This is a genomic window from Halopseudomonas bauzanensis, assembly GCF_900114735.1.
In the GTDB taxonomy this organism is placed as follows: Bacteria; Pseudomonadota; Gammaproteobacteria; order Pseudomonadales; family Pseudomonadaceae; genus Halopseudomonas; species Halopseudomonas bauzanensis.
In genome coordinates, this window is the sequence record NZ_FOUA01000001.1 from 738435 (window position 1) to 755727 (window position 17293).

Genomic DNA, 17293 nt, shown 5'->3' on the forward strand with positions numbered 1-17293 from the left:
CCGCATCGCCCGGCCCACCCAGCACGCAGCTGGTGCCGCCTTCGGTGTACATCATGGTTACGCAGCGGTTGCAGCGGTATCAATGTCATCGATTCTGGAAAGTTCAACGCAGGCTGGCATCGTCTGATCAGACGAGAAGCATGAAGCAAGGAATAAGCGATCAGGTCAGAGATATTCAAGACAAAAAAAGGGGGCGGAATAATCCGCCCCCCACTTTTTTCTATCCCTACTGCCTTCCCTGACCCAGTCGTCCTGACTGTCACCTTCCTGATGCTCCCTTAGCTCAAGCTCCCTGCCGAGCAGCGCAGTCCGTCGCGCATGGACACATAGTACCCGGAAACGATCCCTGATCAATATCAAAAATCGTCTCACCCGTTAGGGCTATGGTAGATATTTATGATTAATTTCAATTGGTTACTATTTTTCCACAGACAAAAATCCTATTCCGCTCACGACAAGTGACTGATAAGACTTACACAGAACATAGCCAATGTCTTACACGAGGCCTTCTTCGCCAGCTCGCTCAGGAGACAGAAACAAAAAAACCCGCCCCTGAATCAGGGGCGGGTTTCGGTGCTGCGCGGGGAGCGACTTACATCATGCCGCCCATACCGCCCATGCCACCCATACCGCTCATGTCGGGCATGGCCGGCTTGTCTTCCGGCAGCTCGGCAATCATCGCCTGGGTAGTGATCATCAGGCTGGCAACGGAAGCAGCGGCTTGCAGCGCGCTACGGGTTACCTTGGCCGGATCGAGGATACCCATTTCGATCATGTCGCCGTACTCACCGGTAGCAGCGTTGTAGCCATAGTTGCCTTCACCGGCACGCACAGCCTGCAATACCACAGCGGCTTCTTCACCAGCGTTGGTGACGATCTGGCGCAGCGGCGCTTCGATGGCGCGACGCAGCAGCTTGATACCGACGTTCTGGTCTTCGTTGTCACCAACCAGGTTCTCGAAAGCCACCAGGGTGCGCACCAGGGCAACACCACCGCCAGGTACCACGCCTTCTTCAACGGCGGCACGGGTCGCGTGCAGCGCGTCTTCAACGCGGTGCTTCTTCTCTTTCATTTCCACTTCGGTAGCGGCGCCGACCTTGATGACCGCAACACCGCCAGCCAGCTTGGCCAGACGCTCCTGCAGTTTTTCCTTGTCGTAGTCGGAAGTGGTTTCTTCAACCTGCTTGCGGATCTGGGCAACGCGGGCTTCGATATCAGTCTGGGAACCGGCACCATCGATGATGGTGGAGTTGTCCTTGTTGATCTGCACGCGCTTGGCCTGACCCAGGTGCTCCAGACCAGTGGTTTCCAGGCTCATGCCGACTTCTTCGCTGATGACGGTACCACCGGTGAGGATGGAGATGTCTTCCAGCATGGCCTTGCGGCGATCGCCGAAGCCAGGCGCCTTGACCGCAGCAACCTTGACGATGCCGCGCATGTTGTTGACTACCAGAGTAGCCAGCGCTTCGCCTTCAACGTCTTCAGCAACGATCATCAGCGGACGACCGGCCTTGGCGACAGCTTCCAGTACCGGCAGCATTTCGCGGATGTTGGAGATCTTCTTGTCAACCAGCAGGATGTACGGGTTGTCCAGCTCGGCGGACATGGTTTCCGGCTTGTTGACGAAGTAGGGGGACAGGTAACCGCGGTCGAACTGCATGCCTTCAACGACGGACAGCTCGTTGTCCAGACCGGAACCTTCCTCAACGGTGATCACGCCTTCCTTGCCAACGCGATCCATGGCTTCGGCAATGATCTTGCCGATGGAGTCGTCGGAGTTGGCGGAGATGGTGCCTACCTGGGCGATGGCCTTGGAGTCGGCACAGGGCTTGGCCAGGTTCTTCAGCTCGGCAACCACAGCCACGGTGGCCTTGTCGATGCCGCGCTTGAGGTCCATCGGGTTCATGCCGGCAGCAACGGCTTTCAGACCTTCGGTAACGATGGCCTGGGCCAGTACGGTCGCGGTGGTAGTACCGTCACCAGCATCGTCGTTGGCACGGGAGGCAACGTCTTTGACCAGCTGGGCGCCCATGTTTTCGAAGCGATCTTTCAGCTCGATTTCCTTGGCGACGGAAACGCCGTCCTTGGTGATCAGCGGCGCGCCGAAGCTGCGCTCGATCAGGACGTTGCGGCCCTTCGGACCCAGGGTGGATTTGACAGCGTCGGCCAGGACATTGACGCCTTCCAGCATTCTGTTGCGCGCGGCAACGTCGAACAATACTTCTTTAGCAGCCATTTTCACTTTCCTTCAAATGAATTCGTTCAGGGATCGGACTGGTGCGGCCTTAGCCTTCCAGGACACCGTAGATTTCGGATTCGCTCATCATCAGCAGCTCTTCACCATCGATCTTGATGGTGCTGCTGCCGGAATAGGGTCCGAAAACAACCTTGTCGCCTTCTTTGACGGCCAGCGGACGCACTTCACCATTGTCCAGCAGACGCCCGGTACCAACAGCAAGGACCACGCCGGTATTCGGTTTTTCTGCTGCAGAGCCAGGCAGAACGATACCGCCAGCGGTTTTTGTTTCTTCTTCGCTGCGACGAACGACTACGCGATCGTGTAACGGACGGATTTTCATCGTTGTGAGTCTCCCAAATGAATGTCAAAGGCCGGCTTGCCGGCATTTCAAGTTAATCAGGCCTGGGCCTGAAGGACGTGCCTGAGCTGCGTCCCTATCCAACACAGGCTCCCGCAATGGGCGCCTGTAAAACTGGTGCCTTGTTTATGGGGCCCGGCCAATCCATTTCAAGGGGCCGGACGCAAATTTTTCAAGGCCGGTTCAAACGCTGGTCGTCATCGGCTGGCGTGGGCTGTCCCGCTTCCCACTCCCCTTCGATGATGGTGTGTTCACCGCGTCGGTACATGCGTGGTCCGTTCTGGTCATCCGGCCCGGAACCGCCACCGCGGTGCATCAGCGCCATGATCAGACAGGGAATCGCCAGCACATCGCTGACCAACCCCGGAAACGCGATGAGCACTCCGGCCAGTACGCCCCACATGCCCGATTTGAGGACGTTGAACGGGCTACGATTGGTGGCCATCTGCTGCTGCAACCGCTGCAGCATGCCCCAGCCGTTGCGCTGAATCAGCATCAGACCGACGACACCGCTAAACAGCACCCACAATAACGTCCAACCCACCCCGACCTCCTGGCCGAGCAGAATCAGGCTCGTCAGTTCGATCAGCGGTAATGCCAACAGCAGTATGCGCAACAAGGGCATGACAACCTCGTGAATGGTGACAAAGTTCCTATATGGGGCTGGCGAGATCAGTTTCAAGCCCGGCCCGCGACCAGCACGGCAACCGCCGACCAGGTCAATGGATGACTGAATTTTCAGAAAGGTATTCATAATGCGCAAGGCTTGTTGCATTCTTGCGGCCGAAACCAACAACTAACCAGAGGATCAATAACATGCAACTGAAAGACAGCGTGATCATCGTGACCGGCGGCGGCCAGGGCCTGGGCCGGGCAATGGCGGAATACCTGGCAGGGCGCGGCGCGCGCCTGGCGCTGGTGGACCTGGACCAGGCTCGCCTGGACGAGGCAGTCAATGCCTGCAAGGCAGCCGGCGGCGATGCCCGCGCCTATGTCTGCAACGTTGCCAATGAAGATCAGGTCAGCGCCATGGTCAATCAGGTGGCGGATGATTTCGGTACCATCAACGGCTTGATCAACAATGCCGGCATCCTGCGCGACGGCCTGTTGCTCAAGGCCAAGGACGGACAGATCCAGAAGATGAGCCTGAGCCAGTGGCAGTCGGTGATCGATGTCAACCTGACCGGCGTGTTCCTCGGTACCCGCGAGGTGGCGGCGAAGATGGTGGAGTTGGGTAGCAAGGGCCTGATCATCAACATCTCGTCGATCTCCCGCGCCGGCAACATGGGCCAGTCCAATTATTCTGCCGCCAAGGCGGGCGTGGCCGCGCTGACCGTGGTCTGGGCCAAGGAACTGGCGCGCTACGGCATCCGCGTGGCTGGCATCGCTCCCGGTTTCATCGAGACCGAGATGACCGGCGGCATGAAGCCCGAGGCACTGGAAAAGATGACCGCCGGTATTCCGCTGCGGCGCATGGGCAAGCCGGAGGAAATCGCCCATTCGGCCGCCTATCTGTTCGAGAACGATTACTACAGCGGCCGGATTCTGGAGCTGGACGGCGGTCTGCGGTTGTAATGCAATAACGGCCCGCCACCCGTTGCCTCGGCGTCACCAGTTGACGCCAAGGCCAACCTTGTAGCGGGTCTCGTTGCGACTCTTCTCGTCCGAGCTGCTGGTGTAATCCCACTCGGTCATCAGGCTCAGCGAGGCCCAGCTGTTGAGCAGATAGCGTAACCCCAGTTCCGTATCGACGATGTAGTTCACCTCGTCATCGTTGGGGATCAGGGTTTCCGTGTTGTGCACCAGCTGGAAACGCTTGCCGAGCAGGTATCGCCGGTAATCCCAGGCCAGACCCAAGCCATTGTTGCGAGTGTCCGACCCGTCCCGGGCATCCATGCGCAGATGCTCGAAGCGAGCGGAGGTCTCGAAGCGGCCTAGCGCATTGTTCCACCACTCATAACCCGGACCGGAACCCACCTGGATCTGGCGCTTCACCTCGCCCAGATGGTCGCGCTGATAGCTGACCCGATTCTGCCAGAACCATTTCTCGGCAAAGAACCAGCTCAGGGTATAGTCCGACTCCCAGAAGTGCCGGGTCTTGATGTCGTCCCGGTAATCGCGTTCAAAGTCACCGGTGAAGGCATGCCGCCAGTCACCGTGGCGCGCTTCAGTGGAAACATCGATGTCCAGATCACGTTTCTTCGAATCGGTGTTCTCCAGTTCCAGCGACAGATCCACCCGGCCATCCCAGACCCAGTCCTCGATCACCGGCTGCGGCTCCATCATTTGCCGCAGCTGGGCAATCTGCAGCGGCTGAGGTTCGGGCTCGCCGTTGACCAGGAAAATTTCCCCGGCCTGCTCAGATGGTTGAATACGCCGGGCGTGCTGCGTATTGTCGCTGGTCTTGATCAACAGCTGGCGGTCACTTTCCAGCGTGAGGATGCGATTGACATTGACTGCCACCTGGCCGGCAAAATCGGTCTGGATGACCAGCTTGTTGCCCTCCATGACTTCGATACGACCGGTCAGCCGGTCACCGTTATCCAGCCAGAGGGTATCGGCAGACACAGGTAATGCGAACAGCAGGGACAACAACAGCAGATAGCGCGACTTGAACATGAAAACCAGCCTGGGCAATCGACAGAGACAAAGAGAGAGGCATTATCCATGAGAGAAGGTTCCCCGGCATCTGCTTCGGCTGCCTCTCCGGATGATCGCAAGCAAATGTTCTGGCAAGTACTCGCCGCCATTCCTCCGGGGCGGGTAACCAGCTACGGGCGGCTGGCACAACTGGCCGGTCTGGGCCGTGGTGCACGCCTGGTCGGACGCTGGCTGGGGCAATTGCCGGACGGCACCACCTTGCCCTGGCATCGGGTGCTGAATAGTCAGGGCCAGCTCTCATTGCCACCGGACAGCCCCTCCGGGCAGGAACAATATCAGCGGCTGATGGCCGAAGGTGTCATCATTCGCAACCGGCGGGTGAACATGGCCCGTTTCGGCTGGCCGGATGAGAGTACAAGCGACAAGTGATCACACAATGAACGACACCACGACAACCCAGGCACGCGAAGGCTGGAAGGTCTATCTCAAGCCCCGGGTACTGGGCATGCTGTTTCTCGGATTCTCTGCCGGCCTGCCGCTGCTGCTGGTAGGGGGCACCTTCAGCGCCTGGCTGCGCGACCTGGGTATCGAGTTGGCCGCCATCGGCTTTCTCAGCTGGGTCGGCATGGCCCATTCGATCAAGGTGTTGTGGGCGCCGCTGATCGACCGTGCGCCGGTCCCCTTGCTCAGCCGCCTGCTCGGTCGACGCCGGGCCTGGATGCTGCTGGCGCAGTTGGTGATCGCCGCCGCGCTGCTGGGTATGGCACTGACCGACCCGCGGGAACATCTGGGTCTGGTCGCTCTATGGGCGGTACTGGCCGCCTTCGGCTCCGCCACCCAGGATGTGGCCATCGACGCCTACCGGGTCGAAGCCGAGGCCCGCCACCGCCAGGCTGCCATGGCCGCCACCTACGTTACTGGTTATCGGGTGGCCATTCTTGCCGCCGGCGCCGGTGCCCTGCACCTGGCGTCCATCGACAGCTGGACTCTGGCCTACAGCGCCATGGCGCTACTGATGGGCGTGGGTATAGTGACCACGCTGATCATCGCCGAACCGACGGTCACTGTGACTAGTTCAACCCTGCACTTTGAACAGCGGGTAGCCGACTATCTGGCCCAAACCAGCCACGCTGGCTGGCGCCGTAACCTCACCGCCTGGTTCATCGGCGCCATGGTTTGCCCCTTCGCCGAATTCTTTCAACGCTACGGCAAAGCGTCGCTGCTGATTCTGGCATTCATCGCCACCTTTCGGATTAGTGACATCTTCATGGGCGTGATGGCCAACCCCTTCTATCTGGATCTGGGGTTCAGCAAGGCGCAGATCGCCAATATTGCCGCAGCCTTCGGTTTGGGGATGACATTGCTCGGAGCAGGACTGGGTGGTCTGCTGGTGGCCCGCTTCGGCATTGCGCCGATCCTGCTGTTGACCGCGTTCATGGCACCGATCACCAACCTGGCCTTCGCCTGGCTGGCCTTCATCGGCCCGGAAACCTACGGGCTGGTCCTGGCGATCGTGGCCGACAATATCACCGGCGGGCTGGCCATTTCGGTGTTCATCGCCTATCTGTCCAGTCTTACCAACACCGCTTATACCGCCACGCAATATGCGTTGTTCAGTTCGCTGATGACCTTGCCCGGGCAGTTTGCGGCAGGCTTCACTGGCGTACTCGCGGCAAATGTGGGATGGGTGAGCTTTTTCATGACCACGGCGCTGACCGGGCTACCAGCGATCATCCTGGCTGCCATGCTGTTGAAGTTTGCACATCCGGACCGGATGCAGCGGCCCGGAGTCGATTGACCCAGCAATGGGCCGCCGCAGCGGCCCATTGCCCCGCCAGCGCGCCCTTAGGCCTGTGGCGCAACCTGATGCATGGTGCGCTGCGGATAAGGTATGGTGATGCCTTCCAGTTCGAAGACTTCCTTGGCCTGCTCCTGCAGCCCCCAGAATACGCCCCAGTAATCATCGGTCTTGGTCCACACCCGCAGGGACAGGTCCACCGAGCTTTCACCCAGCGCCGCCAGCCAGACGGCGGGCTCCGGGTCCTTCAGCACCCGGCTGTCGGCATGTGCCAGTTCCAGCAGCAGCTTGCGCGCGTGCTTGACGTTATCCTGATAGCTGATCCGCAGATCCACGCTCACCCGGCGGGTCGGCTGCCGCGAGAAGTTGGTGATGCTGCCGTTGGACAGGGTGCCGTTGGGCACAACCACCGTCTTGTTGTCGGCAGTCTTGAGAATGGTATGGAAGATCTGGATATTGTCGACCGTCCCCTCCACGCCCTGGGCCTGGATATATTCGCCAACCCGGATCGGACGCAGCACCAGAATCAGGATGCCGCCAGCGAAGTTGGCCAGGCTGCCCTGCAGCGCCAGCCCCACGGCCAGACCGGCGGCACCGATCAGCGCAATGAAGGAAGTGGTCTCGACACCCACCATGCCGGCGACGCTGATCAGCAGCAGTGCCTTGAGGCCGATATTGACCAGGGTACCGATAAAACTATGCAGGGTCGGGTCGACATTACGACGCTGCAGCATGGCCTGCGCCGCGCGGGTAACCCGCCCGACAATCCACCAGCCGACCAGCAGGGTAACCAGCGCCAACAGCACCTGACTGCCATAAGTCACCACCAATGGCAGCCATTGATCCTGAAAACCATCCAGCCCGTTCACTAATTCTTCCATTCTTACCTCTGATCAGTCGCGAAAGTTATTGAATTGCAATGGCATGTCGAGCTCTGCCGCCCGTAACAGTGCCATGGTTTCCTGCAAGTCGTCCCGCTTCTTGCCGGTGACCCGCACTTGCTCACCCTGGATAGCCGCCTGAACCTTGACCTTGGACTCCTTGATCTTGGCGACGATCTTCTTCGCCAGTGCCTGGTCGATCCCCTCGCGCAGCACCGCGTCCTGTTTCATCTGCTTACCCGAGGCATAGGCATCCTTCACCTCCATGCACTGGATGTCGATCTTGCGCTTGGTCAGGCTCAACCGCAGGATATCCAGCAACTGTTCGAGCTGGAATTCCGCATCGGCGGTAATGGTGACCGTGAGTTCCTTTTCCTTGAATTCGAAGCTGCCCTTGCCCTTCAGATCGTAGCGGCGATCCAATTCTTTCATGGCATTATCGACAGCGTTGGTTACCTCATGCTTGTCCAGTTCGGACACCACATCAAAAGACGGCATGGCTTGACCTCAAATAAACCTGATATTTGTGAACGGGGCGGCAGAACATTGCCCTGACATCATGGCATTATACCGACGTCAGTTAAAAAACATGCAGCAGGGAGCTCAGACATGCCCAACCCCCAACTCAGCATCATGGTGGTGGACGATACCAAGTTCAGCAGTGCCGTCATAGGCCACACCTTGTCCCAAGCGGGCTATACGGATATCCGCTTCGCCAGCTCCGCCATGGCCGCCCTGGCCATGCATGAGGAGCGCGCCGCCAGCGTCATGGTCGCCGACTGGCTGATGCCGGAGATGGACGGATTGCAACTGACCACGCGCATTCGCCAACGCGATGAACAGACCAATCACTACACCTACGTCATGCTGTTGACCGCCCGGGAAGGCGACAACGTGCTGGGCGAGGCCTTTGATCGGGGTGTGGATGACTTCATCAGCAAGTCGGCGATGAATGAACAATTGCTACCGCGCATCTATGCGGCCGATCGGATCACCCAACTGATCAATCGTCTGCTCGATGAAAACCGCCTGCTGGCCAGCAACAATGCCCAGCTTGAAGAGCACAATCTGGTCGACAGCCTGACCGCACTGGGCAACCGCCGTTACCTGCTGCAACGGCTGGAGGATGCCTTGCAGCAAGTCGAGTCCCGAGGTGGCTTCTGTTCCCTGCTGGTGCTGGGCATTCAGAACTTCGACGAAATGGGCAGCCGCTTCGGTGAAACAGTACAGCAGGAACTGCTGCGGGGCATCGCCCGGCGCTTGCAGCAACTGGTCCGGCCAATGGATGTGATCTCGCGTATTGGCGCCAACACATTCGCCATCTGCACCGTTGGCGACAGCGCCGATGACTGCAAACCCAACAGCTTCCGCCGCCTGCATGATGGCCTCAACCTCAAGGCGTTCAAGACCAGCGAAGGTTACCTCTCGGTACGTGCCGGCATATCCGTCAGCACGGTGGACCGCAATGATCAGGGCGCCAACGCCGACACCATGCTGCAGCAGACCGAGCAGCATCTCAGTCAGGCCTACGCCACCAACCTGATCACTGAAGTGCGGATGCCGCAAGTTGTCTGAGCCACTGCATATTCTCGGCGCAGGTAGCCTCGGCCTGCTGTGGGCAGCGCGTTGCGCCCGCGCCGGCATCGATTGTCGGCTGATCCTGCGCAACCCAGCCGCCCTGCGCGAATGGCTGGACCGTGACAGCGTCCTGCTGCTGGAGCGCCAGGAAACGATAGAGAGCCTGCCGGTCACCGTTGAGCTGGCTGACAGCAGCAATGAGCCCATCCGTCATCTGATCATCGCCACCAAAGCCTGGGCTGTCGCCGGCGCACTGGAAAGTATCGCGTCACGGTTGCAGGCTGACAGTCAACTGGTGCTGCTGCAGAACGGGTTGGGCAGCCAGCAGGCAACCAGCCAGCGTTTCCCCAGCCAGCGAGTGCTGTACGCCAGCACCACCGATGGCGCCTGGAAGCGCGCCGCCAATCATGTGGTCTGGGCCGGTATCGGCCAGACGCTGCTGGGCGACCCGCGACAGCAGCCGGCCCCGGAGTGGCTGGCGCTGCTGAGCCAGGCGGGAATCGACTGGCGCTGGGAGCAGGACATCCTGCCGGTGCTCTGGCTGAAGCTGGCGATCAACTGCGCCATCAACCCGATTACCGCATTGCACGACTGCCCCAACGGCGAGGTGCCCGAGCGGGCCGGTCCGCTGTTCGCCCCGCTGCTGGCCGAGCTGCACACTCTGCTCGGCAGCCAGGGCGTGCAGCTGAGTCTCACAGAACTGACCCAGCGCGTGCACAGCGTCATCCAGGCTACCGCCGCCAACAGCTCGTCCATGCGCCAGGACGTACACGCCGGCCGGCGTACCGAGATCAACTTTATCCTCGGCCACGCCTGCCGCACCGCCCGCCTCGCTGGGCTGGCCACACCGGTGCTCGATTCATTGCATCAACAGCTGCAGGACCACCTGATAAACCTCGGCCTGCCGCCCGCCTGAACGGGGAGCGGGGGCGTCGGGCCTACGGGTCGCACTCGACTCGATGAGCGGAGCTGCCTGGTATCAAGATGCTGCCGGCCAGCCTTGGTACGAGCTGGTGCTCGAACCTCCCAGGAGCTCCACTCCTTGAGCCACAGCCCAGACTTCAGCTTCTTGTACCATCAGAATGTTCGGGCTAGGCTGGCGCTCCCTTTTCTGCAGGAGATCGACATGGGCTACCGCTTGAGCAAACTCTATACCCGCACCGGTGATGCCGGCACCACCGGCCTGGCCGATGGCAGCCGCGTAGCCAAGGACAGCCCACGCATTGAGGCCATGGGTGCGGTGGATGAGCTGAACAGCTGTATCGGCGTGTTGCTGGCTGGGCTGACCAGCGAGGCGCTGGCCCCGGTGCAGATCGCCCTGGCACCGGTACAGCATCGCCTGTTCGATGTCGGTGGGGAACTGGCCATACCTGATGCGCTGATCATCAGCGCCGATGACGTTGCCGAGCTGGAGACCCTGATCGACGAATTCAATGCCCAGGTACCGCCGCTGAAAGAGTTCATCCTGCCCGGCGGCTCACTGTTGATCGCCCAGGCTCATCTGGCCCGCAGCGTGTGCCGCCGCGCTGAACGCCGCTATCAGACCCTGGCCGCGCAACAGGCCATCAATCCCCAGGCGCTGGCCTACCTCAACCGGCTGTCCGACCTGCTGTTCGTGTTGGCCCGAAGCGTTGCCCGGCTGGAAAATACCCCCGAGGTGCTATGGCAGCCGAAGCCCAAGCCGGCTGAGTGAAGGCTGTAGCAGGCCATGAATCAGCGCCCGCCTCACACCCGGAAGGCGCTGATGATCTTCTGCAGCTCCGCGACCAGCTCGCCCATCCGGCCACTGGCCTCCTCCGTGCGCCGCGCACCATCTGCGGTGCGTTCGCCGGATTGGTTGATCTGCACGATGTTCTGGTCAATATCGTGGCTTACCGCAGTCTGCTGCTCAGCCGCTGCGGCAATCTGCTGACTCTGGTCAACGATCTGGGTGACCGCCCGCAGAATATTGTCCAGCGCCGACTGGACCTTGATTGACGAATCCACCGCTTCACCAGTCATGCTGTGGCTCATGCCCATCGCCTTCACGGCCGCCCCGACCCCGCCCTGCAAACGGTCGATCATCTGCTCGATCTCCTGGGTCGACTGCTGGGTACGCTGCGCCAGCGTGCGCACCTCATCGGCCACTACCGCGAAGCCGCGACCCTGCTCGCCGGCCCGAGCCGCTTCGATTGCGGCATTGAGCGCCAGCAGGTTGGTTTGCTCCGCCACGCCCTTGATCACATCCAGCACGCGGCTGATAGAGGCGCTGTCATCGGCCAGGTTATTGATCACCTTCACCGAGTTCTCGATTTCCACGGCCAGCTTCTCGATGCCATCAACCGAGGACTCGACCATACGCCGACCCGTGATTGTCTCGCTGTTGACCTGTTCGGCGTTGGTCACCGCCAAGGCCGCGCTACGCGCCACTTCCTGAGAGGTGGCAGCCATCTCATTCATCGCCGTGGCCACCTGTTCGATCTGGGTCCGCTGGCTCTCCACCGCCTGACTGCTTTCGCTGGAGATGCCGATCACCTGGCGCGATTGATCACCGACCAGCCCCGACGTCTGGCTGACATGGCGGATCAGCCCCTGGATGCGCTCGATGCTGCCGTTGAATTCTCCCGCCAGCTTGCCCAGCTCGTCACGGCTGGACAGGGTTACCCGCGCCGTCATGTCACCGACCGCCACCTTCGCCATGGTGTCAGACAGCGTCTGGATAGTACGTCGGGTCGCCATGTAGAAGCCCAGATACAGCCAGATGATCAGCACCAGGATAACCGCCAGCGCCACCACCAGTATCAGCATCGCCCGGTTGCCATGGCTCAGGCGTTCGGCCAGCCCCTGCTTGAGAAACTGCAGGATTTCGCGGCTGAAGGCGTGGGTGTGGCCCATCTCGGTGCTCATCCGCTGGAAATACCCATCCCAGGTATCGTTATAGGTGGCGGCAAGGATGATCTCGTCTTCGAAGATCGCCTGTGCCCGTTCCAGCGACGCATTGCTGGACTGCGCCGCGGCCCGTAGCGACTCCAGCTCCGGCTGCTGCAAAAAGGACTGCGCCTGGCTGTAGTTGACACCCAGGCGCTGGGTTTCCTCCAACAGGCGGTCCATGTCCCGGCTGGCATCGGAATTCAGGTAGCCCAGGCCCATGGAGTAGGCGCCCGTCGCACGACCGAACCCCAATACCGAGGTGATCTGCGGGGCGTGTTCGACCAGAAGATCGGTCAATTGACGTACGTTGCGCTCATAATCATGAGCCAACCCGCTGTACGCCGCGCTGAAGTTCAGCAGCGTCACCATCCCCACATGGGCCTGGGTCGACATCTGCCCACGGTTGCGCAGCGAGGCGCCATCGATCCTGCGGTATTCGGCCAGCAACTCGTCACGCTTGCCGATCAGCTCAGCCGCGTCGGGGTCGGCTGCGTTCAGTGGCAGGTTCTCCAGGCCGCTGACCAGGCGTTGCAATGCCTCGCTGCTGCGCCGTTCCAGCTCCTCCCCGTGTTCGCCGGCACCCAGATGAAAGGCAATGATATCGAGACCACGCAGATTCTCGGCATCGACCAGCAGCCCGGAAACCCGTTCCAGTAGCTCCATGGAATCCAGCGCGTGATGAGAGACTTGTACCCGGTCCCACGCCTGGTTCACCAGCATCCCGCTGACCACAATCAATGGCACGAAACACAGGGCGCTGATCAGACAGAATTTCATCGCATAGCCGAGACGATTCATCAGGGCCATGGCGGGTGCCAGTAGGGTGTTCACATTATTCTCCTTGTCCGATTGCGCTCCAGCTCCGTGCTGCATCACGGCCCCTTGCGTCGGCTCACTTATTTTTTATTGCCAGCCCGCAACACCGGCGGGGCAGCATGTCCCTTCCCTATCGGCACAATGGATTTTTTCTTTAGCGGTGGGTATTCAGCCCAGCATCGACAAGAAGGCAATGATCACGGCCCAGGTGAGCAATGCGCGGATCATCAACTGACGGGTCTCGATGAGAATATCGTTCTGCTGCTCCGCGGCCGCCAGCTCGACCGTGCTCCCGCTCAACGCCGCCCTGGCGCAGCGGGAGGCCAGTTCGCCACCCGGCAGATCCCAGTCGCCCGCCAGGTCACGCAGCGTACGCAGGGTGATCTCAAAATGGCCGACCAACGCCAGGCTGAGCCCAAGCAGACGGGCTGGTATCCACTCCAGTGCATGGGCAAGCATGGCAGCGGGACGGGCGGCAGGCAGTGTCGGCCGTTGCGCGGCCAACCACAACAGCCGCCAGGCCACCGCACCCAGCGGGCCGAGCAGCAGGTACCAGAAGGCCGGCACGAAATAATCTTGCAGCGTCACGGCCACCAGCCGGCTTTGCACCGCCACGGGCAGTGTTTCGGTCTCATCGGCGGGTACCACACCGAGCTGCTGCTCGGCTATCAGCCCCGCCGCGGCGTGGTCACCCCGTTGCCATGCCGCATGGCAGTCTTGGATCATGCGCCCCAGCGGGTCGTGCCGGCCAACGCACAACAGTAACAGGGCGACATGCAGAATCAGCGTGAGCAGTCCATAGAACAGGCTCTGTACGCCCCACAGCAGCAGCCCCAGGGGCACCAGCAAAGAGAAGATTGCCAGCAGCGCCAGCCAATCGCGCCCGCGGCGGCCTGCCCAGTTCACCCAGGGCGCGAGCACTTCCTTCGGATAACCGATGCGCCAAGGCGTCCAGAGCAGAATCAACGCCACCAACAGCAGTACCAGAAATGTCATGTGCAACCCTCATCCGTCGGTGCGGTATCAGTCAATTGATCAAGATAATGGGGCCAGTCGAAGCAGGGACCCGGGTCGGTCTTGCGCCCCGGGGCAATGTGTTCATGGCCGGTAATCCGCGTACGGGTGATGCGGGGAAAAGCCTGCTGCAGGACACGGGTAAGCGCTATCAGGCTGGCGTACTGGGCCTCGGCAAAAGGCTCATCATCGGTGCCTTCCAGCTCGATACCGAGGGAGAAATCGTTGCAGTTTTCGCGACCACCGAAGCATGATTGACCGGCATGCCAAGCCCGGTCCCAACAGGAAACGAACTGGGTCACGGCGCCATCGCGCTCGATAAGAAAATGCGCCGATACCCGCAGCTCGGCGATCTCGGCAAAATAGGGATGAGCCTGACGGTCAAGGGTACCGGAGAAGAACTGCTGGACACAGCCGGTACCGAACTGGCCCGGCGGCAGACTGATGTTGTGGATCACCAGTAGTGAAATGTCGGCTCCCTCGGGGCGCGCATTGAAGTGCGCCGATGGACAATGCCGAATCCCCCTGAGCCAACCACTGGCCGTGTCAATCTGCATGAATCCACCCTGACAGCAAAACCACTATGATAGGGGCTTCTGTAGGGCGGGAGTCAATCCCTGCGGGTACGCAGTTGGCGCAGATTGTCGATGACCGACTCCAACGCCCGGTCAAACAGCTGGTCATCGGCGAGCAGGCGGATCTGTTGGCGCTCGTAATGATGCGCCAGCGCTGCGCTGGTGAATTCCGCAACCTTCATGCCGGCCCGGTTGATGAAGATGTACTTACCGCTGAAGCTGATGATTGCCGCCAGCTTGCACCGCTGAGCAGGCTGCTCAGCGACCGCGGCCAGTTCGAACCAGCTGCCCGCATGCAGGCTTTCCACCCAACTGATGGCAGCGGCGCCCGGCAGATCATCCACCAGCTCAACCTGTTCATCACTGGCGGGCATGGGCAACAACGTCTCATCCACCAGCACTGTCTCGGTCAGCACCGGTATGCCGTCATCCGGCAATGCCTCGGCAGCCGCCTGGTAGGGCGCTGCGGGCTCCTGCACTACTTCGGCGGCCATGGCATCTTCATCCGCCGCGCGCTCCCCCGAAGGCAGTCGAGTTGCCTGGGCGCGGGCTGCACGCTGCAGTACGCTGCCCTGCAACGCTTGCAACTGCGCCATGCTGGGTAGATCTTGCGGATGCTCCTCACCGATCAGGCGCAGACCGTCGCACAGAGCTCGGCAAACGCTGACATTGAACTCCGGACGTTGCGCCAGTTCGGCCGCCGCCGGTGGCTCAACGCTCTGCACCAGCCGCTCGGCGGTATCGACCGCCTCGCGCCAGGCAGTCGAATTACCGCCTTCACGCAGATAAACCATCTGCAAGACCTGACTCCAGGTATCGCGCAGCAGGTCCACGGCGAATACCGGCAAGGTCCGCCCCAGCAACAGCGTATTGAGTACTTGCGCCGTCTGATGGCGCGCCGCATCAACCCGGGCCCGCCCTTCTTCGGCATCCCGGGTACGCTGCTCCAGACGTTCAGCGCGACGTTGTTCGATGCGCACGAAGCCGGCCAGCTCTTCATGCATCTGTTCGAAGAAGGCGGTGTCGGCCTGCTGCTCCCCGAGCAGCCGGTCGACCATGCGTTCCAGCAAACTGTGCAACTGGTCACGTCGCAGATCATCGTGATCGCTCCAACCCATGGTTGCCCGTGCCAGTTCGTTGAGTAGACGCCGGGCCGGGTGAGAGGCGCGATTGAACAGGCTCTTGTCGGCAATGGCAACGCGCAGGATGGGCAATTGCATACGGGCGATCAAGGCTTTCAGTGCCGCTGGCAGTTGCGCATCATCCAGCACGAAGTCGAACAACATCGACACCAGGCTGATGACGTCATCATCCACCCGGTCGAGCTTGCGTACTTCTCCGGTCTGCCGGAGCTGCTCGCTGAGTTGGCGATTGATATGCCCGCGCAGATCGTGGAGCGTCGTGTTGGGTCCGGCATGCTGTCGGTCGGCAAAGCTGTTGAGCATGCCGAGCAGTTCGTCGCTGCGCACCGGTGGCGCCGACGGCGCGCCCAGCGCACTCAGGGCAACATCACCACTGGCATGGCGCCAGCTGCTGATCAGTTCGCTGAACAGGGTCAGCACCTGGGGATCGGCGGCCTCTGAGGTGCCAGCAGTACCAGCAGATGTCCGCCCTGCTGCTGCGGGCCCTCGCGGGCGCATCGGCAGGCCGTCCTGCTTCAGATCAGGGAGAATACCGGCGTTCTTCAATAGCCCGTTCGCATCGAGGTACAGCGAATCAATAGAGTTGAATACGTGCCGCTCGAACATCTTGAGAATGATCAGGCGTACCTTGATATCCAGACCCAGCGGCGCGCAGCTGTCGGAAAACAATTGCACCAGGCAACTGGGAGCCAGCGGATTGTCCGCTCCATCCACCGGGCGCCCAACCAGGCTGCCGAGGCGCAGAGCCAGATGGGCCAGCGGCAACTGATTGCGCGCATTGACCCGGCCTACCATGCCATCCAGGGCGACCGTTTGCTCGAGCTCATCCGGCTGGACCAGGCTGAGGGTATCCACATCGAAGGGTTGGCCATTCTGGGGGGCGCTGGAGCGGCCGCTCTGCAGTGAGGAAAATTGCCGTTCCAAACCATCACAGCAGCTTTTCTCGATGGCGTGGCGCTGCAATCGCAGCAGGCGCATGGCATCGAAGAACAGGCTCTGGTCAGCGTTGCTGCTGGCCCGGTCGGCCTTTTCGAACAGCGTATCGTCAGCATTATCGAAGAGTTCACTCAGGCCGACCCGCAGAAAGGTCAGCGCACGATCCCGCACTGCAGCCAGGGGAGCTGGCAATAGGCCGCCGCGCTCGAACTCGGCTCGTTGCCTGCCAGCGGCAGCAGAGGCAAGTGAAACTACCTTGTAATCCTGGGACATGCCAACTCTCCGGGAATCGTTCCGTCGTTTAAACCCGTCTCTGACGAGTTTCTGGCGTCAAATTACTGCAAGTATACATAATTTAGACAATCCGGCAGCTTCCGTAACCTTTTTCCTTGCTAGACCTCACAGTTTTGCAATACAAGGAAACAGAAAATAAAAACCAATCGGC

16 protein-coding genes are annotated in these 17293 nt (G+C 60.8%); 6 read left to right on the forward strand and 10 right to left on the reverse strand.

Annotated elements, in window-relative coordinates:
* Positions 1 to 592: 592 nt before the first annotated feature.
* The 3 genes from groL to BM267_RS03485 form a co-directional block, all read right to left on the reverse strand.
* Positions 593 to 2236 (reverse strand): chaperonin GroEL, encoded by a 1644-nt coding sequence (gene groL, locus BM267_RS03475; protein WP_074777887.1) that lies wholly within the window; start codon positions 2234 to 2236, stop codon positions 593 to 595.
* Between the two features lie 49 nt (positions 2237 to 2285).
* Positions 2286 to 2579 carry a co-chaperone GroES gene (locus BM267_RS03480; RefSeq protein ID WP_036988527.1) on the reverse strand — a complete coding sequence of 98 codons (294 nt, stop codon included), beginning with the start codon at positions 2577 to 2579 and terminating at the stop codon, positions 2286 to 2288.
* A 190-nt stretch (positions 2580 to 2769) separates the two neighbouring features.
* Positions 2770 to 3222, reverse strand: coding sequence for an FxsA family protein (locus tag BM267_RS03485; RefSeq protein WP_177173373.1), 453 nt, complete (start codon positions 3220 to 3222; stop codon positions 2770 to 2772).
* A 191-nt stretch (positions 3223 to 3413) separates the two neighbouring features.
* Between BM267_RS03485 and BM267_RS03490 the strand changes: the two genes are divergently transcribed.
* Positions 3414 to 4172, forward strand: coding sequence for an SDR family oxidoreductase (locus BM267_RS03490; RefSeq protein ID WP_074777883.1), 759 nt, complete (start codon positions 3414 to 3416; stop codon positions 4170 to 4172).
* Positions 4173 to 4205: 33 nt separating this feature from the next.
* On the opposite strand, the gene BM267_RS03495 is transcribed toward BM267_RS03490, so the two are convergent.
* Positions 4206 to 5216: a DUF481 domain-containing protein gene (locus BM267_RS03495; RefSeq protein WP_074777881.1), complete on the reverse strand. Its 1011-nt coding sequence runs from the start codon at positions 5214 to 5216 to the stop codon at positions 4206 to 4208.
* 48 nt (positions 5217 to 5264) lie between these two features.
* Here BM267_RS03495 and BM267_RS03500 point away from each other — a divergent pair, with 48 nt between their 5' ends.
* Together BM267_RS03500 and BM267_RS03505 are read left to right on the forward strand one after the other, a co-directional pair.
* Positions 5265 to 5627, forward strand: coding sequence for an MGMT family protein (locus BM267_RS03500; protein ID WP_074777879.1), 363 nt, complete (start codon positions 5265 to 5267; stop codon positions 5625 to 5627).
* 7 nt (positions 5628 to 5634) lie between these two features.
* On the forward strand, positions 5635 to 6996 hold the full coding sequence (locus BM267_RS03505) for an AmpG family muropeptide MFS transporter (protein WP_074777877.1): 1362 nt from the start codon (positions 5635 to 5637) through the stop codon (positions 6994 to 6996).
* Positions 6997 to 7043: 47 nt separating this feature from the next.
* Here the strand turns inward: BM267_RS03505 and BM267_RS03510 are convergent, their stop codons facing one another.
* Positions 7044 to 7877 carry a mechanosensitive ion channel family protein gene (locus BM267_RS03510; protein WP_074777875.1) on the reverse strand — a complete coding sequence of 278 codons (834 nt, stop codon included), beginning with the start codon at positions 7875 to 7877 and terminating at the stop codon, positions 7044 to 7046.
* Between the two features lie 12 nt (positions 7878 to 7889).
* Positions 7890 to 8375 (reverse strand): YajQ family cyclic di-GMP-binding protein, encoded by a 486-nt coding sequence (locus tag BM267_RS03515; protein ID WP_074777873.1) that lies wholly within the window; start codon positions 8373 to 8375, stop codon positions 7890 to 7892.
* 111 nt (positions 8376 to 8486) lie between these two features.
* Between BM267_RS03515 and BM267_RS03520 the strand changes: the two genes are divergently transcribed.
* The 3 genes from BM267_RS03520 (at position 8487) to BM267_RS03530 (ending at position 11148) form a co-directional block, all read left to right on the forward strand.
* Positions 8487 to 9452, forward strand: a complete 966-nt coding sequence (locus BM267_RS03520; RefSeq protein ID WP_074777871.1) for a GGDEF domain-containing response regulator — start codon at positions 8487 to 8489, stop codon at positions 9450 to 9452.
* Positions 9445 to 10371, forward strand: coding sequence for a 2-dehydropantoate 2-reductase (locus tag BM267_RS03525; RefSeq protein ID WP_074777869.1), 927 nt, complete (start codon positions 9445 to 9447; stop codon positions 10369 to 10371). The genes BM267_RS03520 and BM267_RS03525 overlap by 8 nt, the downstream gene beginning before the upstream one ends.
* A 210-nt stretch (positions 10372 to 10581) precedes the next feature.
* On the forward strand, positions 10582 to 11148 hold the full coding sequence (locus tag BM267_RS03530) for a cob(I)yrinic acid a,c-diamide adenosyltransferase (RefSeq protein ID WP_074777867.1): 567 nt from the start codon (positions 10582 to 10584) through the stop codon (positions 11146 to 11148).
* 32 nt (positions 11149 to 11180) lie between these two features.
* On the opposite strand, the gene BM267_RS03535 is transcribed toward BM267_RS03530, so the two are convergent.
* The 4 genes from BM267_RS03535 to BM267_RS03550 all read right to left on the reverse strand — a co-directional run bounded on the left by BM267_RS03535 (position 11181) and on the right by BM267_RS03550 (position 17121).
* Positions 11181 to 13196, reverse strand: a complete 2016-nt coding sequence (locus BM267_RS03535) for a methyl-accepting chemotaxis protein (RefSeq protein WP_074777865.1) — start codon at positions 13194 to 13196, stop codon at positions 11181 to 11183.
* Positions 13197 to 13349: 153 nt separating this feature from the next.
* Complete coding sequence (gene ampE, locus BM267_RS03540) at positions 13350 to 14177, reverse strand: regulatory signaling modulator protein AmpE (protein ID WP_074777863.1); 828 nt, start codon at positions 14175 to 14177, stop codon at positions 13350 to 13352.
* A complete protein-coding gene (gene ampD, locus BM267_RS03545; protein WP_074777861.1) occupies positions 14174 to 14752 on the reverse strand; it encodes a 1,6-anhydro-N-acetylmuramyl-L-alanine amidase AmpD in 579 nt (192 codons plus the stop codon). The genes ampE and ampD overlap by 4 nt, the downstream gene beginning before the upstream one ends.
* A 53-nt stretch (positions 14753 to 14805) precedes the next feature.
* Positions 14806 to 17121 (reverse strand): DUF1631 domain-containing protein, encoded by a 2316-nt coding sequence (locus BM267_RS03550; protein WP_074777859.1) that lies wholly within the window; start codon positions 17119 to 17121, stop codon positions 14806 to 14808.
* Between the last annotated feature and the right edge of the window lie 172 nt (positions 17122 to 17293).

Bases quoted from the DNA above. Each gene is read 5' to 3' on its own strand.
- groL (WP_074777887.1), bottom strand. From the start codon at position 2,236: ATGGCTGCTAAAGAAGTATTGTTCGACGTTGCCGCGCGCAACAGAATG.
- BM267_RS03480 (WP_036988527.1), bottom strand. From the start codon at position 2,579: ATGAAAATCCGTCCGTTACACGATCGCGTAGTCGTTCGTCGCAGCGAA.
- BM267_RS03485 (WP_177173373.1), bottom strand. From the start codon at position 3,222: ATGCCCTTGTTGCGCATACTGCTGTTGGCATTACCGCTGATCGAACTG.
- BM267_RS03490 (WP_074777883.1), top strand. From the start codon at position 3,414: ATGCAACTGAAAGACAGCGTGATCATCGTGACCGGCGGCGGCCAGGGC.
- BM267_RS03495 (WP_074777881.1), bottom strand. From the start codon at position 5,216: ATGTTCAAGTCGCGCTATCTGCTGTTGTTGTCCCTGCTGTTCGCATTA.
- BM267_RS03500 (WP_074777879.1), top strand. From the start codon at position 5,265: ATGAGAGAAGGTTCCCCGGCATCTGCTTCGGCTGCCTCTCCGGATGAT.
- BM267_RS03505 (WP_074777877.1), top strand. From the start codon at position 5,635: ATGAACGACACCACGACAACCCAGGCACGCGAAGGCTGGAAGGTCTAT.
- BM267_RS03510 (WP_074777875.1), bottom strand. From the start codon at position 7,877: ATGGAAGAATTAGTGAACGGGCTGGATGGTTTTCAGGATCAATGGCTG.
- BM267_RS03515 (WP_074777873.1), bottom strand. From the start codon at position 8,375: ATGCCGTCTTTTGATGTGGTGTCCGAACTGGACAAGCATGAGGTAACC.
- BM267_RS03520 (WP_074777871.1), top strand. From the start codon at position 8,487: ATGCCCAACCCCCAACTCAGCATCATGGTGGTGGACGATACCAAGTTC.
- BM267_RS03530 (WP_074777867.1), top strand. From the start codon at position 10,582: ATGGGCTACCGCTTGAGCAAACTCTATACCCGCACCGGTGATGCCGGC.
- ampE (WP_074777863.1), bottom strand. From the start codon at position 14,177: ATGACATTTCTGGTACTGCTGTTGGTGGCGTTGATTCTGCTCTGGACG.
- ampD (WP_074777861.1), bottom strand. From the start codon at position 14,752: ATGCAGATTGACACGGCCAGTGGTTGGCTCAGGGGGATTCGGCATTGT.
- BM267_RS03550 (WP_074777859.1), bottom strand. From the start codon at position 17,121: ATGTCCCAGGATTACAAGGTAGTTTCACTTGCCTCTGCTGCCGCTGGC.